The 23389-nt window shown below is 42.2% G+C and carries 21 protein-coding genes; 17 read left to right on the forward strand and 4 right to left on the reverse strand.

Annotated features, from left to right (window positions below; genetic code table 11):
• Positions 1–71 precede the first annotated feature (71 nt).
• The 15 genes from I585_RS00670 (at position 72) to nifJ (ending at position 17253) form a co-directional block, all read left to right on the forward strand.
• Positions 72–1178: a CAP-associated domain-containing protein gene (locus I585_RS00670; protein ID WP_010739100.1), complete on the forward strand. Its 1107-nt coding sequence runs from the start codon at positions 72–74 to the stop codon at positions 1176–1178.
• Between the two features lies 1 nt (position 1179).
• Complete coding sequence (locus I585_RS00675; RefSeq protein WP_010739101.1) at positions 1180–1605, forward strand: YlbF/YmcA family competence regulator; 426 nt, start codon at positions 1180–1182, stop codon at positions 1603–1605.
• On the forward strand, positions 1592–1939 hold the full coding sequence (locus tag I585_RS00680) for a YlbG family protein (protein ID WP_172463183.1): 348 nt from the start codon (positions 1592–1594) through the stop codon (positions 1937–1939). Before I585_RS00675 ends, I585_RS00680 begins: the two co-directional genes overlap by 14 nt.
• A 179-nt stretch (positions 1940–2118) precedes the next feature.
• Positions 2119–2682, forward strand: a complete 564-nt coding sequence (gene rsmD / locus I585_RS00685; RefSeq protein ID WP_071879485.1) for a 16S rRNA (guanine(966)-N(2))-methyltransferase RsmD — start codon at positions 2119–2121, stop codon at positions 2680–2682.
• A gap of 1 nt (position 2683) precedes the next feature.
• Complete coding sequence (gene coaD / locus I585_RS00690) at positions 2684–3178, forward strand: pantetheine-phosphate adenylyltransferase (RefSeq protein ID WP_010739104.1); 495 nt, start codon at positions 2684–2686, stop codon at positions 3176–3178.
• Positions 3168–4211, forward strand: a complete 1044-nt coding sequence (locus tag I585_RS00695; RefSeq protein WP_034708243.1) for a SepM family pheromone-processing serine protease — start codon at positions 3168–3170, stop codon at positions 4209–4211. Before coaD ends, I585_RS00695 begins: the two co-directional genes overlap by 11 nt.
• A gap of 101 nt (positions 4212–4312) precedes the next feature.
• Positions 4313–4918: a helix-hairpin-helix domain-containing protein gene (locus I585_RS00700; RefSeq protein ID WP_010739106.1), complete on the forward strand. Its 606-nt coding sequence runs from the start codon at positions 4313–4315 to the stop codon at positions 4916–4918.
• Positions 4919–5149: 231 nt separating this feature from the next.
• On the forward strand, positions 5150–6355 hold the full coding sequence (locus I585_RS00705; RefSeq protein ID WP_010739107.1) for an MFS transporter: 1206 nt from the start codon (positions 5150–5152) through the stop codon (positions 6353–6355).
• Between the two features lie 315 nt (positions 6356–6670).
• Complete coding sequence (locus I585_RS00710) at positions 6671–7162, forward strand: ComE operon protein 2 (RefSeq protein WP_010739108.1); 492 nt, start codon at positions 6671–6673, stop codon at positions 7160–7162.
• A 17-nt stretch (positions 7163–7179) separates the two neighbouring features.
• Positions 7180–9387, forward strand: a complete 2208-nt coding sequence (locus I585_RS00715; RefSeq protein ID WP_010739109.1) for a DNA internalization-related competence protein ComEC/Rec2 — start codon at positions 7180–7182, stop codon at positions 9385–9387.
• Positions 9388–9512: 125 nt separating this feature from the next.
• A complete protein-coding gene (gene holA, locus I585_RS00720) occupies positions 9513–10541 on the forward strand; it encodes a DNA polymerase III subunit delta (protein WP_010739110.1) in 1029 nt (342 codons plus the stop codon).
• Positions 10542–10993: 452 nt separating this feature from the next.
• Positions 10994–11443, forward strand: a complete 450-nt coding sequence (locus tag I585_RS00725; protein WP_010739111.1) for a flavodoxin — start codon at positions 10994–10996, stop codon at positions 11441–11443.
• 29 nt (positions 11444–11472) lie between these two features.
• Positions 11473–12309: a sulfide/dihydroorotate dehydrogenase-like FAD/NAD-binding protein gene (locus I585_RS00730; protein ID WP_034708569.1), complete on the forward strand. Its 837-nt coding sequence runs from the start codon at positions 11473–11475 to the stop codon at positions 12307–12309.
• A complete protein-coding gene (gene gltA / locus I585_RS00735; RefSeq protein ID WP_010739113.1) occupies positions 12302–13711 on the forward strand; it encodes an NADPH-dependent glutamate synthase in 1410 nt (469 codons plus the stop codon). The genes I585_RS00730 and gltA overlap by 8 nt, the downstream gene beginning before the upstream one ends.
• A gap of 11 nt (positions 13712–13722) precedes the next feature.
• Positions 13723–17253, forward strand: coding sequence for a pyruvate:ferredoxin (flavodoxin) oxidoreductase (gene nifJ / locus I585_RS00740; protein WP_010739114.1), 3531 nt, complete (start codon positions 13723–13725; stop codon positions 17251–17253).
• 94 nt (positions 17254–17347) lie between these two features.
• Here the strand turns inward: nifJ and rpsT are convergent, their stop codons facing one another.
• Complete coding sequence (rpsT, locus tag I585_RS00745; RefSeq protein WP_010739115.1) at positions 17348–17602, reverse strand: 30S ribosomal protein S20; 255 nt, start codon at positions 17600–17602, stop codon at positions 17348–17350.
• A 227-nt stretch (positions 17603–17829) separates the two neighbouring features.
• Here rpsT and I585_RS00750 point away from each other — a divergent pair, with 227 nt between their 5' ends.
• The gene (locus I585_RS00750; protein ID WP_034708572.1) at positions 17830–18843 is read left to right on the forward strand and encodes an inorganic phosphate transporter; all 1014 of its coding nucleotides are present in this window, start codon (positions 17830–17832) and stop codon (positions 18841–18843) included.
• Positions 18844–18858: 15 nt separating this feature from the next.
• Complete coding sequence (locus tag I585_RS00755) at positions 18859–19482, forward strand: DUF47 domain-containing protein (RefSeq protein WP_010739117.1); 624 nt, start codon at positions 18859–18861, stop codon at positions 19480–19482.
• A gap of 33 nt (positions 19483–19515) precedes the next feature.
• On the opposite strand, the gene I585_RS00760 is transcribed toward I585_RS00755, so the two are convergent.
• The 3 genes from I585_RS00760 to I585_RS00770 all read right to left on the reverse strand — a co-directional run bounded on the left by I585_RS00760 (position 19516) and on the right by I585_RS00770 (position 23388).
• Positions 19516–21399 (reverse strand): heavy metal translocating P-type ATPase, encoded by a 1884-nt coding sequence (locus I585_RS00760; protein WP_010739118.1) that lies wholly within the window; start codon positions 21397–21399, stop codon positions 19516–19518.
• Between the two features lie 324 nt (positions 21400–21723).
• Positions 21724–22557, reverse strand: a complete 834-nt coding sequence (locus I585_RS00765; protein ID WP_010739119.1) for an undecaprenyl-diphosphate phosphatase — start codon at positions 22555–22557, stop codon at positions 21724–21726.
• Between the two features lie 126 nt (positions 22558–22683).
• Positions 22684–23388: a histidine phosphatase family protein gene (locus tag I585_RS00770; RefSeq protein WP_010739120.1), complete on the reverse strand. Its 705-nt coding sequence runs from the start codon at positions 23386–23388 to the stop codon at positions 22684–22686.
• Position 23389: the final 1 nt, after the last annotated feature.

Genomic DNA, 23389 nt, shown 5'->3' on the forward strand with positions numbered 1-23389 from the left:
ACGGCATGGGAATAAGAGTCATTTTTCATTTGAAAAATGTATTCATTAGTACGAATTAGGAGCGTTGTTGTGTGAAAAGAGTAATTGGTTTTCTTAGTATTCTGTTTTTGGTTTTAATCGGCTACTATTTACAGCCAGTTTTCTTTCCACCCGCGCAAAAAAAAGTTTCTGTAGAGCCTGCTAATCAGGTCGTTCGTCACAAGGCTTTGAAGCACCAGACGATCAAGGCTGAAGGTTATGCGAATTATATTTCGCAGCCAATCGAAAATTTTGAGCAGAGCTTTGGTCATCCGACCAAGGTGGAAGACAGCGGCTTCTTTTTTCAAACGCGTGATTATGCGTTGGAGCAAGGAATACTTGAGGTCAATGTAGAAGCGGGCAAAGTCAGCGCGATTAAAGTGATGGCTAAAAAGACCGAGATTCATCCTTTTAAGTTTGGCATGACCAGCAGTCAGCTGTCGGATAAAATCAATTTATCCGCAGATTTCGCTTTAGCTTATGATGAAGAACCTGTGGCGATTGAACTAAGCGAGAACGATATGCGTTATCGGCCGTTAGTCGCTTTTGACAATGGGACGTTTGCGATGCTCTTTTTCAATAGTGAGAACGAAAAAATGATTGGTGCCGTATATTTAGATATAGAAAATCTATTGCGGTTGATGCCCTATCAAATTAATAGCGGAAATCCACTGGCCAATCGGGTGCAAGAGAGCAACCTTGACTGGAATGTCTTGAATCAGCAAAAGCAGACGCGAATGGTTGAGGCGATTAATTACTATCGCAGTTTGCATAAACTACCAAGTTTAGCCACAGCTGATAGGTCGATGGGCGACAGCAGGAAACTGCTAAAAAGTTTTTTAACAGCACCGAAAAAAGTGTTGTCGAAAGAGCGATTAGAGGAATGGCAAACGGATCAAGGCGCTCATTTAAGCAATTTATCCTTTGAATTATCCGCAACAGAGTTTAAGGATTTAGCCAAAAATGATCGGATTGATTATGAGGATGGGCTTTTTTATTCGCCTGTGGTCGATCCCCTGTTCAATTTATTTAATTGGCTCAGTCATGCGCATTCGAAGGCGGTCTTCGATACCTCGGAGGCAGAGCTTGGCGTTGCAATTGATCAAGAAAGTATGCTAGTCTTGTTACAGGAACCAGAAAAAACAAAGGATAGTGAATAAGTTGATCATTAATGATGCTTTCTTTCAGCTGGAGGATCAGAATCAAGTCTTGATTCAGGCCATTTTAGCGAGCCAAAGCTATAAAAACTATCTGAAAACAAGAAGACGGATGAATAATAGTCCAGAAGTGGCAAAGTTGAAAAAAAACTTTCAAACGGAAAAAGATAAATTTGAACGAATCGCGGCTTACGGCGAATATGCACCTGATTTTCGACAACAGCAGCGAAATGTACGCATGAGTAAACGAGCACTAGATCTGAATGAGGAAGTTGCAGCTTTTCGCTTAGCCGAATCTGATTTTCAACGATTGTTGGATGATGTAGGCAAGTGTTTGGCGCAAACTATTTCTTCAGAAATCAAAGTGGATGCAGGAAATCCTTTTTTTGAAACAGGGAATCATAGTTGTAAGGGGAATTGTCATGGATAATACTGAATTTGTAACGCAAAAAAGACGAGGAATGATCGTTTGGGTATATTCCTTGAAACAATTGAAAACCTTGAAACGATATGGCTTGGTTCATTTTGTCTCAAGAAAAATGAAATATGTGGTACTGTATGTGAACGAAGAAGTTGTCGAAGAAACAGAAGAAAAACTTCAAGCATTGCATTTCGTCCGTCAAGTGGAACGTTCATATCGACCAGATATTGAAATGAATTTTGCGGATCGGATCGGAACGAAGGCTGCTTATCAAGTAAAAGACGATGATGAGTTGGATGTTGTAGAAGCCAATACAAAGATTCGATTAGCAGAAACAGTCTAAGTTAAGGTGAAAAATGTCTGATTTGTTCAAACATTTTTCATCTTTTTCTTTGATAATAGAGAGACAAATTAGTTTTACTGCTGTCTATCATTCAAAAATAGTAAGCAGAAGAGATGCGAAAGTTTAGCTCATTTTTCCCCCGAAAATTGAGTTTGTTCAGCACGAATAACGAGAGGGGCATGAGAGTCATGCGGGTAGTTGCAGGTGAATTTGGTGGTCGCAAGTTGAAGACCTTAACGGGAAACAACACACGACCTACAACGGATAAGGTGAAAGGGGCCATCTTTAATATGATCGGTCCGTATTTCGATGGAGGCGCGGCGCTAGATTTGTTTTCTGGCAGCGGCTCACTGGGAATCGAAGCTGTTTCTCGTGGAATGGATCAAGCAGTTTTGGTAGAGAAAAACTTTCGAGCCATGGAGATCATTCGTGAAAATGTCGCTATGACTAAAGAAGAGGCGGCCTTTCAGTTAATGAAAATACCCGCCAATCAAGCCATTCAGCAGTTGGTAACAAGCGGGATGCGGTTTGACTTGGTATTGCTTGACCCGCCATATGCGAAACAAGAAATCGTGAAGCAAATCGAGCTATTGTTAGAGAATGATTTACTGACTAAAAGGGCCATCGTTGTTTGTGAGACAGACAAAGAGGTTAAGCTGCCTGAAGCAATCGGTCAGCTGAAAGAACGTAAACGCAGCGATTATGGTATCACCGCCGTAACGATTTACGATTGGGAGGATTAAGATGAAACGAATCGCACTTTTTCCCGGCAGCTTCGATCCGTTGACGATGGGTCATTTAGATACGATCGAACGAGGCGCCAAACTATTTGATGAGCTGATCATCGGTGTTTTTGTCAATACAAATAAGAAGAGTTACTTTACTCCAGAGGAAAAGCTGGCGATCGTGAAGGAATCAGTCAAGCACATTCCCAATGTCCGAGTGATCGGTCAAGAAAATGAACTAACCGTCAACGTAGCGGAGAAGCTGGGGGCAAAATTTTTATTGCGGGGAATCCGCAGTATCAAAGATTATGAATATGAAAAAGAAATCTCCTTGATGAACCGGCATTTGGATCATGAGTTGGAGACGGTCTTTTTACTGGCAGAGCCGAAGTACAGCCATATCAGTTCATCGATCTTAAAGGAAGTTTGGACATTTAACGGTGATGTCAAAGAATATTTGCCTGCTGCAGTTTATCAGGCGTTGGAAGAGAAGCGTGAGAATAGTGAAAAATAATAAACTTGTCAAACGATTATTACTTATTTTTTTAGCCTTAGTGCTGGTCGCCTGTGTGATTGTGCCAATTCCTTATTATGTGGAAGAACCAGGTGAGACGATCAATTTGAAAGAATTGATCACAGTTAATGATAAAAAAGATGAACATAAAGGGTCATTCAGCCTGACATCAGTGGGAATCCGACGGGCCACGGTTTTTACCGCATTAAAAGCGAAAATAGAACCCTTTCATGAAATTATTTCTGTCAATGATTTGACTGGCGGAGCCAGCGATGATGAATACATGCAGATTCAGAAGTTTAATATGGAGACTTCTCAAAATTTCGCGATTGAGCAGGCGCTGAAATTAGCTAATAAACCCTATAAAATGGAATACAAGGGTGTCTATGTTCTAGGCGTTGAAAAGAATTCAAACTTCGCAGGCAAAATTAGCGTAGGCGATACAGTAACCAAAGCTGACGGAAAAACATTTACCAGCAGCGAAGATTTCATGAAGTATGTGAAATCACAAAAAGTCGGCCAAGAAATGAAGGTCACCTATATCCACGATGGAAAAACGAAGGAGGCCACCGAAAAATTAATCAAGCTTCCTACCGATAAAAAACCGGGGATTGGGATTACATTAACTGACCATACAGAAATCGATTCTCAAGAAAAAGTTAAAATTGATGCCGGAGATATCGGCGGCCCATCAGCCGGATTAATGTTCACGTTAGAGATTTACGAACAATTAGTTGATCAAGATTTGCGTCACGGCGAGAAAATCGCCGGTACCGGAACGATCAATTCTGATGGCGAAGTCGGACGGATCGGCGGTATCGATAAGAAGGTGGCTAGTGCAGCCGCAGACAATAACAAAGTTTTCTTCGCTCCAGACGACAAGATCACTAAAGAGATGAAGGAAGCCCAACCAGGTATTAAATCAAATTACCAAGAAGCCAAAGCAGCGGCTAAAAAACTGAAGACCGATATGAAGATCGTTCCAGTTAAGACAGTCAAGGATGCATTGGATTATCTGGAAAAAATGAAATAGGCTTTTGAACGAGTGTTGGACAGATTGTCTGGCACTCGTTTTTTGTTAAAATAGGCGGCCAATCGAGTTCGATTGCGTACTTTAAGCAAAAGGAGGCCGTTATGAAAGAGTACTTAAAGAAATATCCCTATTTGCTTGCGATACCAGTGATTTTGGCAGCCGCTGCCTGCTTCTTTTTGCTCAGAGAACCTGAGAAACCAGCAGCAGATCCTATGCTTTTTTCTACCCAAAGCAGCGTTCAAGTAACCAAAGAATCCAGTCAGCAAGAATGGTATGTTGATGTCAAAGGAGCCGTCAAAAAAACAGGAATGTATCGTATTACACAGGGGATGCGCCTAATGGATGCGATTGATCTGGCTGGCGGTTTTACGGAGGAAGCGGATCAGAATCAAGTCAATTTTTCTAAATTACTGACCGATCAGGAAATTATCTATGTGCCAAAAGCTGGTGAGGAAATCCCAGCGATCAACGAAACAGCACAACAGCCGGCGGGAACGACGTCCTCAGGATCAGACAAAAAAATCAATATCAACACGGCAGATGCCAATCAGCTGCAGGAGCTATCCGGTATCGGGGAAAAGAAGGCCGCAGACATTATCAAATATCGTGAAGAAAATGGCAGCTTCACCGCGGTAGAGGATCTGACGAAGGTATCCGGCATTGGTGAAAAGACGCTTGAAAATCTGAAGGAGTCGATTACAATATAAGAAAGAACTAAATTGACTCGAGTAGTTTGCGTGTGATTCCTTTTTTCTCGGCATAAATATAAAACGCTTACTTTCGAAGCATTAGTGAATAAAGACCGACGCATATTTAACAATAAGGAGCTGAGTACACATGAAAATGATTCGATTACCTTGTTAAAACAAAACTAGAAATAGGGTTCGAGGATCTCCCAAAAATATTGTTTGCTTAAGAACAAAAGGGAGGTTCTAAAAGTGGAAACATTTAATGTAAAGATATTGTATTGCTACAAATTCATGAGCCACTGCTTGCCAATTTATGCTTTTTATACACTCTTGTTCCTCGAGAGGAATATGAATCTATCCGCAATTGCCGTTCTCATTTCACTGTGGAGCGCGTTCAGCATATTGTTCGAAATTCCATCCGGTGTTTTGGCCGATCGGTGGAATCGAAGAAATATGCTGGTTGTTGCGGCACTTGTAGAAGGAGCTTGCTTTTTTATCTGGTCCTTTTCCGATTCATTTGCTTTGTTTGCCCTCGGATTTTTCTTTTGGGCGATCGGCAACGCATTTGTTTCTGGTACCGAGGAAAGCTTGATTTATGACAATTTAAAAAGTGATGGCCGTGAAGACCAATTCAGCACAGTCTATGGTTGGAGCCGTTTTTTTGCAAATATTGGAAATTTAGTCGGGATCGCCGCAAGCGGTGTGCTGGTCACCTTCATCAGTATAGAAAAAATCTCGCTGCTTTCAGCGGGGATTTGTTTGTTCAACGCCGTGCTTGCTTCAAGGCTAAGAGAGAGAAATTATTATGCAAGTCAGTTGAATAAAACAGCGATTGCCGTTCAACGAACAGCTAAAGATGCGATACAACTGTTCCGAGAGAACCAAAGCTCTTTGTTGATACTTGCTTTTTTAATCTTATTCGCCAGCCTCGTAACCTATTTGGATGAGTTCGATGCATTGGTTGTCAATGATTTTAAGGTAGATACGTATTGGGTCAGTGTATTTTTGACCATGCGGTTCATTTTTATTTTCATTGGTGATTTATTGGCGCCAATAATAGACAGAAAATGGCAATCCTTTAAGCTGGTGTTTCTTTTGTATGGTCTTGGAGGAATTTTCTTAGCAGTGTTTTCTGCTCTTTGGCGGCCTTATGCAATTGCTGTTTTCGGCTTGGCGATGATGGTGATGTCGATTTCTGAATTGCTGTTTATCAAGTCTTTGCAGGAAGCTGTCGAAGACGAGGGAAGAGCAACCGTCATGTCCTTTTATGGAGCGGGACAAAATGTAATAATGATTTTCTTTAGTTTGATCTATGGTCTTTTGACAAGATTAGTAACTATCCAAACGGCTTATCTGCTCTTTTCTGTTTATGCCATGGTTGGAGCAGCGGTCTTTTTCCTAGTTTTCAGTTTGATCAAAAAAACAGCAGTGGCTAAGGGGAAACAAAACGATTAATCTTTAATAGGTAGGAAAAAGTGATGACTTATGGATGAGTCATCACTTTTTTGTGCCCCTTTGATTGACCAAAGGTTTTAACTGGAAAAAAGCACTCGTTCTAAATTGCGTAATTTATTTTAAACAGCAGAATAGAATGCACAAGCTATCGGTAAAAAGAAAGCCGCAGATATCATCAACTACCGCGAAGAGAAATGGCAGTTTTCTTCGCGTTGAGGGATTTGATGAAAGTATCAGCGATCAGCGAAAAAGACGCTTGAAAATTTGAAGCACTCGATTACAATATAAGAAAGATCGAAAGTGAGGACGAACAATTTGACGACTGAAAGAATACCTTGGGATCAATATTTCATGGCGCAAGCCGTTTTACTATCATTAAGAAGCACGTGTACTCGCTTGGAAGTAGGCGCGACAATCGTGCGAGATAAACGGATTATCGCTGGCGGCTATAACGGCTCCGTCAGCGGGGATGTACACTGTATGGATGATGGCTGCTACATTGTCGATGGACACTGTCTGCGGACGATCCATGCGGAAATGAATGCCATTTTACAATGTGCTAAATTGGGCATCGCCACTGACCAAGCGGAAGTTTACGTGACTCATTTTCCTTGTTTGGCCTGTACGAAAGCTTTGCTGCAGGCGGGGATCAAAAAGATTCACTATTTGAAAGATTATCGCAATGATCCTTACGCGATCGAGCTGATCAACCAAGTTGGCGCCAGTGCTCATCAGGTTCACTTGGAGAGTAAATACTTCAGCAAACTGCAATTAGGAGAAGATGCTGCCACATCACCAAAAGGATAGCGGCTGTTCGGAATTATTTGGTTTTACCGATTTTGGCTGCGATTCTATTTGCGAGCCTGATTTATCAGTTCAATCTATGGCTGCTTGTTTTATTGAGTATTTTAATGATTCGAATCCTCTGCATGAAAAACCGTAAGCTGTTAGGGCTGGTTTTTTTGTGCAGTCTTTTTATTGGTTTACGAACGTATTATTATGTCAACCAATTGGATAATACCGCAAAAATTTTCACCCATCAATTAGTCAAGGTTCAGTCTGACTCGGTAAAAGTTGACGGGAATTTCTTAAAGCTGATTGGAAAAATTAAAGGCAAGAAATATTTAGTGTACTATTCGTTGAAATCACCAGAGGAAAAAAAACGATGGACCTGCAGAGAACTGCCGAATGTACTATTAATCGATGGCGAGTCAGAAGCATTTGACAGTGCCAGAAATTTGAACGGCTTTGATGAAAAGAAGTATTATCAAAGTCTCGGCATTAGTCAGATCATCCAAGTCGAGTCTTTAAAACCATCAAGACAAAAGCAGCTGACATTAAGCGGCTTGCGCCAACAATTAATCTGGCGGATTGATCAGCAGTATTCCCAACGTTTAGCCAGTTACATTAAAGCGTTAGTGATTGGATATAAGGATACACAGTTCGCTGAATATACTGCACCGTTTAAAACAACGGGACTGCTTCATTTATTTACTCTATCCGGACTTCATATTCAGTTTTATTTGGGCGGCTTGCATTTATTGCTGAAAAGAGGGAGGCTGATCCGAGAATCGCGTTTAGCCATCTTGAGTGCGGTTGGTCTTTGTCTGATTTTTTTGACTGGCGGCAGCTTCAGTACGATCAGAGCTGTTTTGAGCTTCTTGATTGCTTTTGCCTGTTTAACTTTTGACATTTCACTTTCTAAACTCGACCAATGGAGTCTCATGTTGTTTCTATTGGTCTCTTGTTTTCCGTTGGTATTTTGGTCTATTGGTGCTCAATTGAGTCTTTATTTTTCTTTGCTGCTGCTGTATCTCAGCGATGCACGGCTCAAGACTTGGCAGCAAATCCTCCTGTTTTCGATTCTCTCACTGCCAATGCTGATTTATAGCTTCAGCGAGTGGACGATTATTGGCGGGTTATTTACCTTGCTGCTGTTTCCAATTTTCGAGTGGGTGATTCTGCCAGGCTGTTTATTGCTCTTCCTAGGCTGCTTTTTACCAATGCCGTCTTTTTTCAGTCTGCTATTAGATACCTCATTTCAGCTGCTGGAAAGATTTCTAGCCTTTGCTGCTTTTCCTAATCTGATCATCGGTCGACCGACATTTCTAATTATGCTGGCTTTGTTGTTTTTGGTCTTTTCAATGATTGATCATCTGAAATATCGGCAAAAATTTTATTGGCAGCTGGCAGCAGCTATCTTACTATTGGTTTCCATTTCTTTTTCCGCTAATGGGATGGTGGCCTTTGTAGATGTCGGCCAAGGGGATAGTATTTTTATCAAATTACCGTTTAAGCAGGAAACGTTTCTAATCGATACCGGTGGCCGGTTGAAGTTCAAGCAGAAGAAATGGCAGGCGCGTCAACAAAAGCAGCCTTCTGATTATAATCTTCTGCCGTTTTTGAAATCGCTCGGGTGCAGTCGCATTGATCATTTGCTGATCACGCATAATGACGCCGATCATATGGGCGAGCTGGTCCATGTGCTCGATGAGATCAAGGTTAAGCATCTTTATTTAGCAAAGGGCTCGCAGATGGAAATAAGAAACCTGCTAGAACCAATAAGAGGAACGACGATTCATCTAGTGAAGACAGGAGATACGATCGGCGAACATTTAAGGCTGCGGGTATTGTCGCCAGAAGCAAGTCAAGGTGAAAACAACGATTCACTAGTTGCTTATTTTTCACTGAATCAGCAACGTTTCTTATTAACTGGAGATTTGGAAATTGCCGGTGAAGAAAAACTGATTGAAAATTATCCGCAGCTCAAAACCGATTTTCTAAAAATCGGACATCACGGCAGCAACACCTCAACTGGGGAAGAACTGCTGAAAAAGACAGAGCCTAAATATGCCATTATCTCAGCTGGAAAAAACAATCGTTATGGTCATCCGACAGAGGAGACATTGGCCAAATTGAAGAAGCGTCAAATCAAGGTATTTCGGACCGATCAGCAAGGAATGATCTACTATCAATGGTCTGTCCTGACGAATCGAGGAGAAATCAAACTCTTAATAGATTTTCTCGATTAATCGTGGTAGCATGAATAGTCAGGGTGCCGATTGCTCCTTACGTGAGCAACTTATTTTCCAAAGGCGCTGAAACACTAACAGATGAACCTAAAAATATTTTTTAATAGTGAAGTAGGAGTAATGACATGAATACACAAGAAGCCCTTCAGCAAATTAGAACTGCGCCATTGAAGTCTGTCTATCTTGTTACCGGAACAGAAGATTATTTAGTTCAGGAAATTCGGCAGGCTTTTTTAGATCGAATGAAAAAGGATGACTTAGAAGAATTAAATTTCATGTCTTTCGATATGGAGGAAAACGGCTTAGGTGCCGTGATCGATGAAGCAGAAACTTTACCGTTTTTCGGTGATTATCGACTGATTTTTGTCGAAAATCCTTACTTTTTAACCGGTGAGAAAAAAAGCAATGTCCCAGATCAAGATGTTGATGGTTTAGTCGACTATTTGAAGCAGCCGTTAGATACCTCAATTTTGGTTTTCTGGGCAAATTATCCGAAACTTGATGCTCGGAAAAAAATCACCAAAGCTTTGAAAAAGACGGCGGTGATTGAAGCAGCCCCGCTGCAGGAACGCGACCTGCGCAATTTCTTACAGCGTTATATCAGTAATGAGAATGTGAAAATCTCAAAAGAAGCTTTTGATTTATTCCTGCGTTTGACAGACTTCGATCTTTCAAAAGCGATGAATGAAATCGAAAAATTATTACTGCTGGCTGGCGAAGGCGGAACGATCACGCTTCAACTGGTTCAAGATCTTGTTCCTAAAACGCTGGAGCATAATATTTTTGAGTTGACGGAGCAGATTTTGAAGGGCGACACAGAGAAGGCTTATCAAACGTATGAAGAGCTGCATTTACAAGGCGAAGAGACGATTAAATTGACGGCCATCTTAATCGGACAGATCCGTTTGCTGCTGCAAACGAAATTACTGCAAAAAAATGGCTATCAGCAGGCCAATATTGCGGAAACATTGGGTGTCCATCCTTATCGGGTAAAATTAGCGATGCAGCAGGTGGCTAAGTTCCCGTTGAATCTATTGGTCTCAATGTATGATGAATTGGTTGAAAACGATTATGAGGTAAAAACAGGACAGGCCGACAAAGAGATGAACTTCCAATTGTTCATCTTGAAGACAACCGAAAAAATTAAAAAATAAGAAGAAAATAGAATCGAATGATCTATTGCTCACTTTTATGAAAGAATCGACAGACAAATTATTTTGTCCTGTCGATTCTTTTTTTGTTCATTATAAAGTCGATCCATGCTTTTTTTGGTAAAAAATGCAACGAATCGGCTTGTGATAAGTGAAGGAAATAAAAAAACACCGATAACTAGTCATTTATCGAAAAAATAGAATAAAAATCTCTCAGCAATGTTTAATAATTCACATTTTTAAGGTATGATTAAACAAAGGTGGCAAATACCTAAAGCGAAGCCGCAGAAGGGATTCACTGAGAATTAATCTCAATTAGCCTGCGGGATTTGGAGCAGTTCATGTAAGATTGGATCTGTTTAAAAATTTATCTTTCCAGACGATAATAGTCAGCTTGTTCTGACTTTATATATGCACCACAAATGTATAAACCTATAAAAGAAAGGATGAATGAAATGACATTAGCAAAAATCGTTTATGCAACGAACACAGGAAACACAGAAGGAATCTCAGAAATTCTGGAGGATGCTTTTGAAGATATCGGCGTTGATGTTGAACGCGTGGATGCGGACGACGCAGAAGCGGATTTTTATGAAGATGCGGACATCTGTGTCCTAGCTACTTATACTGATGGAGACGGTGAACTGCCTTTTGACTTAGAAGACTTGCATGAGGAATTACCAGATGAAGATTTATCAGGAAAAATCTATGGCGTAGTAGGAAGCGGAGATAGCGAACTATATCCAGATTATTTCTGTCATGCGGCAGTTGCTTTCGATGAAGCCTTCGCGAAGACCGGGGCTAAAAAGGCAGCGGAAACTGTGAAGATCGAAAACGAAGCTGATGACGAGGATGAAGAAGTATTGAAAGCATTTGTGAAAGCTTTGGTAGAAGCAGCGGAGTAAGAATCACATTGGAAGAATGGGGTGAGAATTTGTTTAAAGTATTAGAACGCAAGGAGTTGGCACCAACTGAGTACGAAATTTTAGTTGATGCTCCACGAATTGCCAAGAAAGCACAACCGGGGCAGTTTGTGATCTTGCGAATCGACGAACAGGGTGAGCGGATTCCGCTGACGGTCGTTGATACAGACAAAGAAGCGGGTTGGGTACGCTTAATCTTTCAAGTGATCGGCAAATCGACAGCCCAGCTCGCTACAGTCATGGCTGGTGAAGCCTTGATGGATATTGTTGGACCGCTTGGTAAGGCGACCGATATTGAAAATTATGGTACCGTTCTCTTGGTTGGCGGCGGTGTTGGGATCGCAGCATTGTTCCCAATCGTCAAAGGACTAAAAGAAGCAGGAAATCATGTGATCACGATTCTTGGTGCAAAAAATGCCGAGTTGTTGATTCTGCAGGACGAGTGTGCGGAATATTCAGATGAGTTGATTTTGATGACTGACGATGGGTCAGTTGGGCAAAAAGGGCTCGTGACTCAAGCAATGGAAGAAGTCTTCCAGCGCGAGGAGATTTCAATGGCTTGGGCGATCGGTCCAAGTATCATGATGAAATTTTGTACATTGACTGCGCAAAAGTATGATGTACCGATTTATGTGTCATTAAATCCGATCATGATCGACGGCACAGGAATGTGCGGCGGTTGTCGGGTGACAGTGGCGGATTCGATTAAGTTCGCCTGTGTTGACGGGCCGGAATTTTTAGGCGAAGAAGTCGATTGGGATGAATTTGTCAATCGAATGCAGCAATATCGTCCAGAAGAAATGATGGCAAACGATAGATATGAAAAGCAGGTGAGTTCGAATGGCTAAACGCAGTTACACAAAAACACCAATGAGAGAACAATCACCTGAGATCCGAAACCAAAACTTTGATGAAGTTGCTTTAGGCTATTCATTAGAAGAAGGACAACTGGAAGCTAGCCGCTGTTTACAGTGTAAAAATGCGCCTTGTATTACGAATTGTCCAGTAATGATCGATATCCCTGGTTTTATTAAGGCTATTGAAGATGCAGATATGCCGCTGGCTTATGAAATTTTGAGTCGTTATACGAACCTGCCGGCAATTTGCGGGCGTGTTTGTCCACAGGAAAAACAATGCGAAATGGTCTGCCGTTTGGGCCGTTCGAAGAAGTTTGAACCTGTAGCGATTGGGAAATTGGAACGGCTAGTCGCTGATTGGGCGTTGGAACAACCAGTTGAATACAAAGAAGTTTCTGGTGATAAAGGACGCGTCGCAGTGATCGGTTCTGGACCTTCCGGGCTAACAGCAGCCGGTGATTTAGCGAAATTAGGCTATGATGTCACTGTTTATGAAGCGTTACATGCTCCAGGCGGTGTATTAACTTACGGAATTCCTGAGTTTCGTCTGCCAAAAAGTACTGTGAAGCAGGAAATTGAGCGAATCGTGGCTCAAGGAGTAAAAATCGAAACCAATGTGGTTGTCGGAAAAACGATCACGATGGATGAGATCATCACCGATTTTGACGCCTGCTATTTATCTGTCGGCGCAGGGGCACCTAGATTCCAAGGGATTAAAGGGACGTCATTAAATGGTGTCTACTCGTCTAGTGAGTATTTAACACGGGTTAATTTGATGCACGGCTATCAGTTCCCGCAATATGATACGCCAGTTCAAAAATCGAAAAATGTCGTGGTCATCGGCGGCGGGAACGTTGCGATGGATGCGGCACGATCCGCGAAACGTTTAGGCGCGGAAAAAGTATCAATCGTTTATCGACGTTCGCTGGAGGAATTGCCAGCGCGTGAAGAAGAATATCATCATTCAGTCGAAGAAGGAATCGAATACCATTGGTTGACGAATCCAGTCGAATACATAAATGATGGCTCAGGACGTCTATCAGCCGTTAAATGTGTTCAAATGGAATTGGGCGAGCCTGATGATTCTGGTCGTCGTCGGCCAATCGTGATTCCTGGCAGCGAGTTCGTTATTGAGGCAGATACAGCGATTGAAGCAATTGGTCAAGGGGCCAACAAAGTTCTATTAGATACATTCCCTGAACTAGCACTGAATAAATGGGGCTACATCGACGCAGATGAGGAAACCTGCGCGACTTCAATTCCGGGTGTTTTTGCCGGCGGAGATATCGTGACGGGGGCAGCAACAGTTATCTTAGCGATGGGTGCTGGAAAAATCGCAGCAAATGAAATTGATCAATATATTCAAAAGACAAAGCAGGAGCAGTTGGTTTAAGCGAGGTGCAAATGATGAAAACGATGAAAACAATGGATGGAAACACTGCGGCAGCGCATATCTCTTACGCGTTTACTGAAGTAGCAGGGATCTATCCGATCACTCCTAGTTCAACGATGGCGGAAGTCGTTGACGAGTGGGCAGAACAAGGTCGTAAAAACATTTTTAATGAAACAGTCAAAGTAGTTGAGATGCAATCAGAAGCAGGCGCCGCTGGAACAGTTCACGGTTCGTTAAAAACCGGGGTATTAACCACGACTTATACAGCTTCGCAAGGTTTATTATTGATGATTCCAAATATGTTCAAAATTGCTGGTGAGTTGCTGCCAACCGTTTTCCACGTAGCGGCACGTGCAGTATCAACAAACGCCTTAAGTATTTTCGGTGATCACAGTGATGTCATGGCTGCCCGTCAAACAGGTTTTTGTATGTTGGCTGAAGGCGGCGTTCAAGAAGTAATGGATCTATCAGCGGTAGCTCACTTGGCGAGTATCGAAGGCAAGTTGCCGTTCATGAATTTCTTTGATGGATTCAGAACGAGTCATGAGCTGCAAAAAATCGAAGTTATTGATTACGAAGATTTGAAAGCAATGATGAACTGGGAAGCTTTAGCTGATTTTAGAAAGTTAGGAATGAACCCTAATCGTCCTAATGTATCAGGGACAGCACAAAATCCCGATATTCATTTCCAACAAAGAGAAACAGTCAATCGCTACTATGACGAAATGCCTGCGATTGTGCAGAAATACATGAATAAGATCAATGAGCTGCGCGGTACGAATTATGATCTGACCAATTACTACGGCGATCCAGAGGCGACAGAAGTAATTATCGCGATGGGCTCTGCTTCACCAACAATTCAGCAAACAGTAGATTATTTAAATCAAAACGGGCGCAAAGTCGGCTTCCTAGATATTCACTTGTACCGTCCATTCCCAGCAGAAAACTTGTTGGAAAAATTGCCTGCAACAGTTGAAAAAGTTGCGGTGTTAGACCGTACGAAGGAACCTGGATCTGACGGCGAACCATTGCTGCTGGATGTACAAAGTGTTCTCTATCGTCATACGAATCGTCCAATCGTGATCGGCGGACGTTACGGTATTGCATCAAAAGATGTGACACCAGACCAAATCGTAGCCGTATTTGATCACCTATTAGTACCAGCGGCAGATATGAAGCAGCGCTTTACGGTCGGCATCAAGGATGATGTAACGAATCTATCCCTGCCAATGAGCGATGTGTTAGATTTGACGCCAAAATCGACTTTCCAGGCAAAATTCTGGGGACTCGGTTCAGATGGTACAGTCGGAGCCAACAAACAAGCCATCAAAATTATTGGGAACAACACGGATTATTATGCGCAAGCCTATTTCTCTTATGATTCGAAGAAATCTGGCGGTTTGACAAATTCTCATTTGCGTTTCGGGAAAGAACCGATTCTTTCGACCTACAATGTTGAAGCAGCAGACTTTGTCGGTTGTCATAACAGTGCGTACATCCACCAATATGACCTAGTAAAAGGCTTGAAAGACGGCGGAACCTTCTTGCTTAACACTGTTTGGGATGAAGAAAAAGTCAAGAAACTATTGCCAGGCCGGATCAAACGTTATCTAGCTGAGCATGATATTAATTTCTATATTATCAACGCGATGGAAATCGCTCAAAAGACTGGACTAGGCGGCCGAATCAACCAAGTAATGTCGACAGCGTTCTTTGAATTGACCGATATCATGGATCATGACACTTACTTGCCACTGCTTAAAGCAGAGGTAGATGCGGCATACGGGAAGAAATCCAGAACAATCGTTGAACGAAATTGCGAAGCGATTGATGCAACGGTTGCTGAATTGAGAAAAGTTGAGATTCCAGCTGAATGGGCAGAGATCGAAGTTCGTCCGCAGGTTAACGGTGAAGACCAAAATAAACCAGCGTACATTCGCAATATTTTAGAACCGATCAATCGTCAAGAAGGCAATCAGCTTTCTGTTAATGACTTGATCGAAAACGGAATGCTAGGCGGCGTGATGCCTTCTGGTACTGCGGCTTATGAGAAACGCGGAATTGCTTTGGAAGTCCCTGAATGGATTCCTGAAGCGTGTACGATGTGTAATGAATGTGCCTTTGTTTGTCCACATGCGGCGATTCGCCCATTCCTTGCAGATGAAGCAGAGATGGAGGCCGCTCCTGAAGGATTTATCACACGGGATATGCGCGGAAAAGACGGCTTCAAGTATCGCATCCAAGTGTCGTTGGAAGATTGTACAGGCTGCGGACTTTGTGTAGAGGCTTGTCCAGCGAAAGAAAAAGCGTTGGTTATGAAGTCGTATGAGGACCAAAGAGATCAAGCTGTGAACTGGGCTTTTGCAATGACCTTACGTCAAAAAGAAAATCCAGCGAAGAAATTCTCAGTCAAGGGTTCGCAATTCGAACAACCATTGTTAGAGTTCTCTGGAGCCTGCGGCGGTTGCGGCGAAACACCTTACGTGAAACTTTTGACACAGCTTTATGGAGATCGCATGATGGTGGCTAACACCACCGGCTGTTCTTCAATTTGGGGCGGTTCTGCACCAGCGACTCCGTATACAGTCAACAAGGATGGACGGGGACCAGCGTGGAGTAATTCACTCTTTGAGGATAATGCTGAATACGGTTTGGGTATGCACGTAGCGAATGAAACCAAACGGAATCGTGTCGCAAACAAAGTTGAAGCAGCTTTGGACAAAGGTATCGGTTCTGAGGATACAAGAGCACAGTTGCAAGACTGGCTAGACCATATCTTAGAAGGCGAAGGCAGTCAGCAACGAGCTGCTAAACTGGGAGCAACGCTGAGCGAGGAAACAGACGAGGCTTTGCAATCAATTTTAGCCGACAAAGATATGTTTGTGAAACCAAGTCAATGGATTATCGGTGGCGATGGCTGGGCGTATGATATCGGCTTTAGCGGAATCGATCACGTTTTAGCTTCAGGTGAAGACGTGAATATTCTGGTGATGGATAATGAAGTTTATGCCAATACAGGCGGTCAAATGTCGAAAGCAACGCCATCAGCGGCGATTGCGAAATTCGCGGCCGGCGGTAAGAAGACGAAGAAAAAGGATCTAGGAATGATTGCGATGACTTACCGGGACGTGTATGTTGCGCAAGTCGCAATTGAAGCGAATCCGACACAAGCATTGAAAGCGATCCAAGAAGCGGAAGCTTACCCTGGGCCATCATTGATTATCGGCTATACTCCATGTATCAATCATGGTATTCGCGGCGGCATGAGTCAATCAATCGAGGAATCGAAGAAAGCTGTAGAGTCTGGTTATTGGCCGCTTTATCGCTTCGATCCTGTTCGAGCGCAAAAGGGCAAAGACCCAATGCGAATCGACTTCAAGAAAACGGACTTCAGTAAAATGAATGCATTCCTTGAAGGACAAACACGTTTTTCTGCTTTACACAACATCAAGAAAGATGATGAGCTGGTAGAAGAAATGCTGAACCAGACGGTAGAGGATATGGAAGAACGTGCAAAAAGCTATACAGAATTAACGAAATAATCGCTAATAACAAATAGCGTTGGTAGAATCATCTACCAACGCTATTGTTTTAACTATGGACAAATAAAAAAACCGATCAAATGATCGGTTTTTATTATTTAGCTAATTTTTTAGCAAGACGTGCTTTATCACGGTTTGCTTTGTTTTTGTGAATCAAACCTTTTGATTCAGCCATATCGATCGCTTTAGCAGCTTCGTTGTAAAGTTCGTTCATATTTTCAGCGCCAGCAGCTGCCGCTTCTTCAAATTTCTTAACAGTAGTACGCATTGCGCTCATTTGTGATGAGTTTCTAGCGTTAGCAACTTCGCTAGTGCGAACACGTTTGATTGCAGATTCAATGTTTGGCATGGATTTCACCTCCGAATTCAGTCTTATACGGTTATAGCCGTACAATTCAACATTACTCATTATACATAAAGCCGCTTTTCAATGCAATAAAATCGTGACAAGTTTTTTTCCTTAACAGAAATTAAGAAAAAATAAGTGGAAAAAAGAGACAAATCTTGAATTTTAAGGACTGAATGGATTCGGTATGCTATCATAACTTTGGAAATAAAAAAAATGGTGGTGCAGCAATGAGTATTGCATTAGTTGTAACGATAACATTAGTAATGGGTGTTGTTTTTGTTAATGGTTGGACAGATGCGCCAAACGCAATTGCCACGGCTGTCTCGACACGGGTATTGAAACCAAATGTCGCAATTTGGATGGCGGTTGCAATGAACTTCTTAGGTGCCCTTGTGATGACGTACTTTAATTCACAGGTTGCGGAGACGATTAGTAATATCGTGACTTTTGAAGGAGCGGGGAATGCCGCACAAGTTGCGCTGGCGGCGTCTTTATTTGCGATTGTTGTCTGGGCGGTGGCCGCTTGGTATTTCGGGATTCCCACAAGCGAATCTCATGCACTGATTGCCGGATTGACTGGATCAGCTATGGCGATGGGCGGATTGGAAGCGGTTAGCGGTGCAGAGTGGACCAAGGTTATTGTAGGGTTGATTGTTTCAACAATGATGGGATTCGGCGGCGGATGGCTGGTCACGAAGCTTATTACGATTATTTTTCAGGACGTCTCCAGACGGATCGCCAATCATGTATTTACTATCGGTCAGGCAATCAGTGCTGCAATGAATGCCTTTTTGCACGGTGCGCAAGATGGACAAAAATTCATGGGGGTCTTCATGTTAGGCCTTTTCTACAATAATCTAGCGGAGAAAACAGGTAACGGTTTTGTTATTCCTTTATGGGTAATGGTTCTTTGTTCATTGACGATGGGCTTAGGAACTTCCGTTGGCGGAATGAAGATCATAAAGTCTGTCGGAATGGATATGGTAAAGCTGGAACGGTATCAAGGCTTCGCGGCGGATTTAAGTGCCGCAATCTGCCTCTTCCTAGCGTCGGTTTTCGGTGTTCCAGTTTCTACAACACATACTAAAACAACTGCGATCATGGGCGCAGGAGCCGCTAGACGCGCTTCCAGCGTTGATTGGAGTATTGTAAAAGAAATGATTAGCGCATGGCTGTTGACCTTTCCTGGTTGCGGAGCCATCGCATTTGTTATGACGAAGTTTTTTGTCGCAATCTTTTAAGAAGGGGATCAAAACATGGCTAGAAAAAAACAATTCGATTATTTCGGCAGAATGGAACAAATGGCACAATACGCGTCTGAATCGGCAACATTATTACTAGATTTAATCACGAATTACTCGACTGAAAAATTTATTGATAAATCTGAAAAAATCCATCGTTTGGAGGATGAAGGGGACCGTATTCTGAAAGAAATTATGACGGAACTGTATGATGCCTTTATTACACCGATTGATCGCGAAGACATTATCTTGATTGCGAACCGGTTAGATGACATTTTAGATGAATTAAACGCGACTACCTATTTGTTTGAGAACTTATTGGTTTACACGATTCGGCCAAATACGGATCAATTTCTTCAATTAGTTGTGACAGCTACTTCCGATGTGGTTCAAGCAACAAAAGAGTTTGCAAAGTTCAAACATTCAAAGGTGCTAAAACAATATATTGAGCAGGTAAGCAAAACGGAGTCAGAAGCCGATAAGCTATACAGCTCATTGGTGAAGAATCTTTTCGCAAACGAGAAGGATCCGATCGAAGTCATCAAATGGCGGGATATTTATAATCACCTTGAGAAGATTACTGATGCTTGTGAAGCTGCCGCAGATATCATCGAAGGCTTAGTAATCAAAAATTCATAGCAAAAAAGGTAGAATCTAGAGATTCTACCTTTTTTAATGCGCCGCTTTATAAAGCGGGCAAGTTGTACATTTCGTTTCATCAAGATTGACCAGTTCTTTTAATGGCAGCAACATGCGCAAGCCATTTAAAATGACCAAAATGGTGCTTCCTTCATGACCTACAACGCCTAGCGGCAGAGTCAGGAATTGCAGAAAATTACTCGCGATCAGCAGTACGATCACACATAATGAGAAAACGATATTTTGGCGAACGATTTTCTTCATTTTTTTAGCTAACCGGTGGCTGTACATCAGTTTAGTCAAATCATTTTTCATCAAGACCATGTCAGAAACTTCCATTGCGACATCTGTTCCTTCACCCATGGCAATTCCGACACTAGCCGTTGCTAAAGCAGGAGCATCATTGATGCCGTCACCGACCATGGCATTAACCGTATAGTCTTTTTGCTGCTGCTTCACAAAATCCGTTTTATCGGCAGGAAGACAGCCGCCATGATACTCATTTAAGTCCAGTTGTTGGGCTACATAACTTGCAGCACCAGCATTATCTCCTGTGAGCATCACCGTCTGAACCTCTTGATCTTGGAAGTATGTGATGACTTCTTTCGTATATGGTTTAGGTAAATCCATCAAGGCAAGCAAAGCAATCAGTTCTTGATTCCGACTAAGCACAACCACGGTTTTTCCTTCTTCGTGCCATTGTTCAATCAATGGGTGCTGCTGTTTCTCAGTAGGCTTTCCAAGCTGCCACGTTTGACCAAGATAGGTTGTTTCTAACCCAAAGCCGGCTTTTTCCTCTACTTGGAGAGTCAAAGCCTCTTCATCTTTGAAGAAGTTCGTGATCGCAACCGCTAATGGATGCGTAGACTGTCTTTCCATTGAGAAGAACAGCTGCGGAATGATCGGATCATCAGAAAAAGTCTTATAATCGGTCACGCGCGGTTTTCCTTGGGTCAAGGTTCCGGTTTTATCAAACGAGATTGCCCGAAGGTCGGCCAGCTTTTCTAGCGTTTTGCCAGATTTGAATAGAATTCCTTTTTTGGCACCGTTGGAAATTGCCGCCAAGGTCGCAGGTGTAGCAGATGCAACTAAGGCACAAGGGGAGGCAACGACCAATAGAACCATTCCGCGATAAAAGCTTTCAGTAAAGCTCCAGCCCAATAAAAAGTGAGTGAATACGATCATTAGAGGAACCGCCAGCAATACAATTTTGACATAAACATTTTCGATTTTTTCAATAAAGGTTGCTGTAGCACTTTGTTCATTTTGAGCATTTTCAACTAAACGCAAAATTTGTGCGAACAATGTATCGTTGCTCGTCTTGGTTACTTCTAAGGTGAATGCCTGTCCCAAATTGATCGTTCCGCCAAATGCTTCATCGTGGATGTCTTTTTCGACAGGCACTGACTCGCCAGAGATCGCCGACTCATCAATTGAGGACGCCTCCAGCATACGGCCATCGATCGGCACGGCCTTTCCTTTTGGAACAAAAACCAAATCACCCAATTTTAATTCTTCAACAGGGACGGTAATGTGTTTGCCATCAACGATTTTTAAGGCATCATTTGGTGCTACATTCATTAAAGCGGTGATTTCTTTTGTGCTTTTGTTGGTTGCATATTCTTCGAGGGCCCCGCTTAAGCAGAAAATAAAGGTCAGCATCGCACCTTCGAACCAATTGCCGATCAAACAGGCGCCGATTGCGGCAAGAGCCATTAATAAATCGACGTTTAGTGTGCGATCTTTTAGCAACTCACTAACACCTTCATAGGTTTGTTTCCAACCGCCGCTAACGATGGCTAAGATGAAAAAGAGGGGATAGGCAGGATGAGAAAAACTCATGAAAACTTTGCCTGCAATTAATAACAATAGACAGAAAAGGGTAGATAGAAAAGCATTGCGCTCTTTCTTACTCATAACTTTTCCTCCTTTCTCAAGATAAAGATAGTCATTTTTGAACCATAGCTCATGTCAAATCGAGTTTCTTTTGAAAAAACAAGGCAAAATATCATTGGTTCTCTTTCACCATCATAGTAACATAGAAATCACAGTAAATGATAATGAAATTAGCTAATTGAGAACGAAAGTAATTATCAATTAGAACTGAGAATGACTATCATTAGCAGATAACAAAGGAATCGTTGATTTTAAAGCGAACATTAAAGTTATTTCTGTTTATTTGTTAATTATAATAATTATCATCAAAATAAAAAGACCTGCAAAAAATGCAGGTCTTACAGTTTACATAGCGATCAGCCAGTAACCGATCAGAATAATACCTAAAACGATTCGATACCAGCCGAAGGCAGTGAAATCATTCCGTTTGATATAGTCTAACAAGAACTTGATAGCAACGATCGAAACAACAAATGCAGTAACCATTCCGACTAGCAGAACAATAATTTCCGATGCACCAAAGGTATTGCCGTTCATTAGAAATTTAACGATCTTCAATCCGCTGGCACCAAACATGACCGGAATACCAAGGAAGAATGAAAATTCTGTCGCCACAAAACGTGAGCTGCCGATAATGATTGCACCTAGAATTGTCGCGCCGGAGCGTGAAGTACCTGGAATCAATGAAAGCAGCTGGAAAGCTCCGACAATCAAAGCGGCCTTGTAAGTAAAGTCATTTAAGTTTGTACATTTCGGTGTCTTAGTTTTGTTATGTCGTTCAACTACGATAAACGCGATCCCGTAAACGATCAGCATAATCGCGACCGGCAGGAACTTATGGAAGTGAGCCTCCAAAAAATCATCTAAGGGCAAGCCGATTACTGCTGCAGGTAAACAAGCAATAATGACCTTGAACCACAACGTCCATGTATCTTGTCTTTCTTTATGCGATTTACTAGGGGCGAAGGGGTTCAGTTTGGTAAAGTACAGAACTACTACCGCGAGAATCGCTCCTAATTGAATCACTACATTGAACATTTCAATAAAAGCAGGGCTCATATTTATTTTGATAAATTCATCTGCTAAGATCAAATGACCCGTGGATGAAATCGGCAACCACTCGGTGATTCCTTCTACGATCCCAAGAATAATTGCTTTAAAAATATTTGCAATAAGCATAGTGTACGTCCTTTCAGGTTAATAACATAAAATAGTATACCGTTTCCCTAATGAAAAGACCATTGAAAAAAGGCTAAACTTTTTTTAAGAAAAAAACTGTTGGCAATTACCAACAGTTTTCCAAGCTTATTCGTCTGTATGATCTGAAATAGTTTTTCCACGTTCCATGTAGCTGATATCATTAATCGCACGGATCGAGAATTTGCCGTTTTCATAACGCAGGCGGTTGATACTGCCATTTAGCAGGTTAGCCCGAACAGGTTGTTTTGAATCAATCAAGCTTAATAAGAAAGCAATCGTTAAGCCATGAGAAACGATCAATACGTTTCCGCCGCCGTGTTTTTCTCGGTTTTGTGCAATATCCTCAAAGCCGTTCCAAACACGATCACGCAATTGTGTGTAAGGCTCTGCCCAGTTAGCAGTGTCTGCACCTTCAACTGCATTTGCGATTTCTTCGAAGCTGACATCCGTTGCGAATAAGTCATCCTCTGTCTTGAAATTCAACACGCGAGGTAGAACACCCCACATTTCAGCATCATAGGCGCCTTCTAGTGAACCAAAACACCATTCACGGATACGCGGATCTACGTGATAAGGAATATCTTTACCATCGGGATGCTCGCCTAAAAGAATGCGCATTGTTTCGATCGCCCGGCCAGAATCGCTTGAATAGGCTTCTTCAAACTTTGTATCCTGTAAACCTAAGCCAACGTAGTGAATGCCGTCGCGGCCGCTTTTTGTCAGCGGTGTATCACACCAGCCTTGTACTCGAGCCAACGTATTGAACATTGTTTTACCATGTCGAACAATATAAAGATTTGTTTCTGCCATA

The sequence above is a fragment of the Enterococcus malodoratus ATCC 43197 genome (assembly GCF_000407185.1).
Lineage (GTDB): Bacteria > Bacillota > Bacilli > Lactobacillales > Enterococcaceae > Enterococcus_A > Enterococcus_A malodoratus.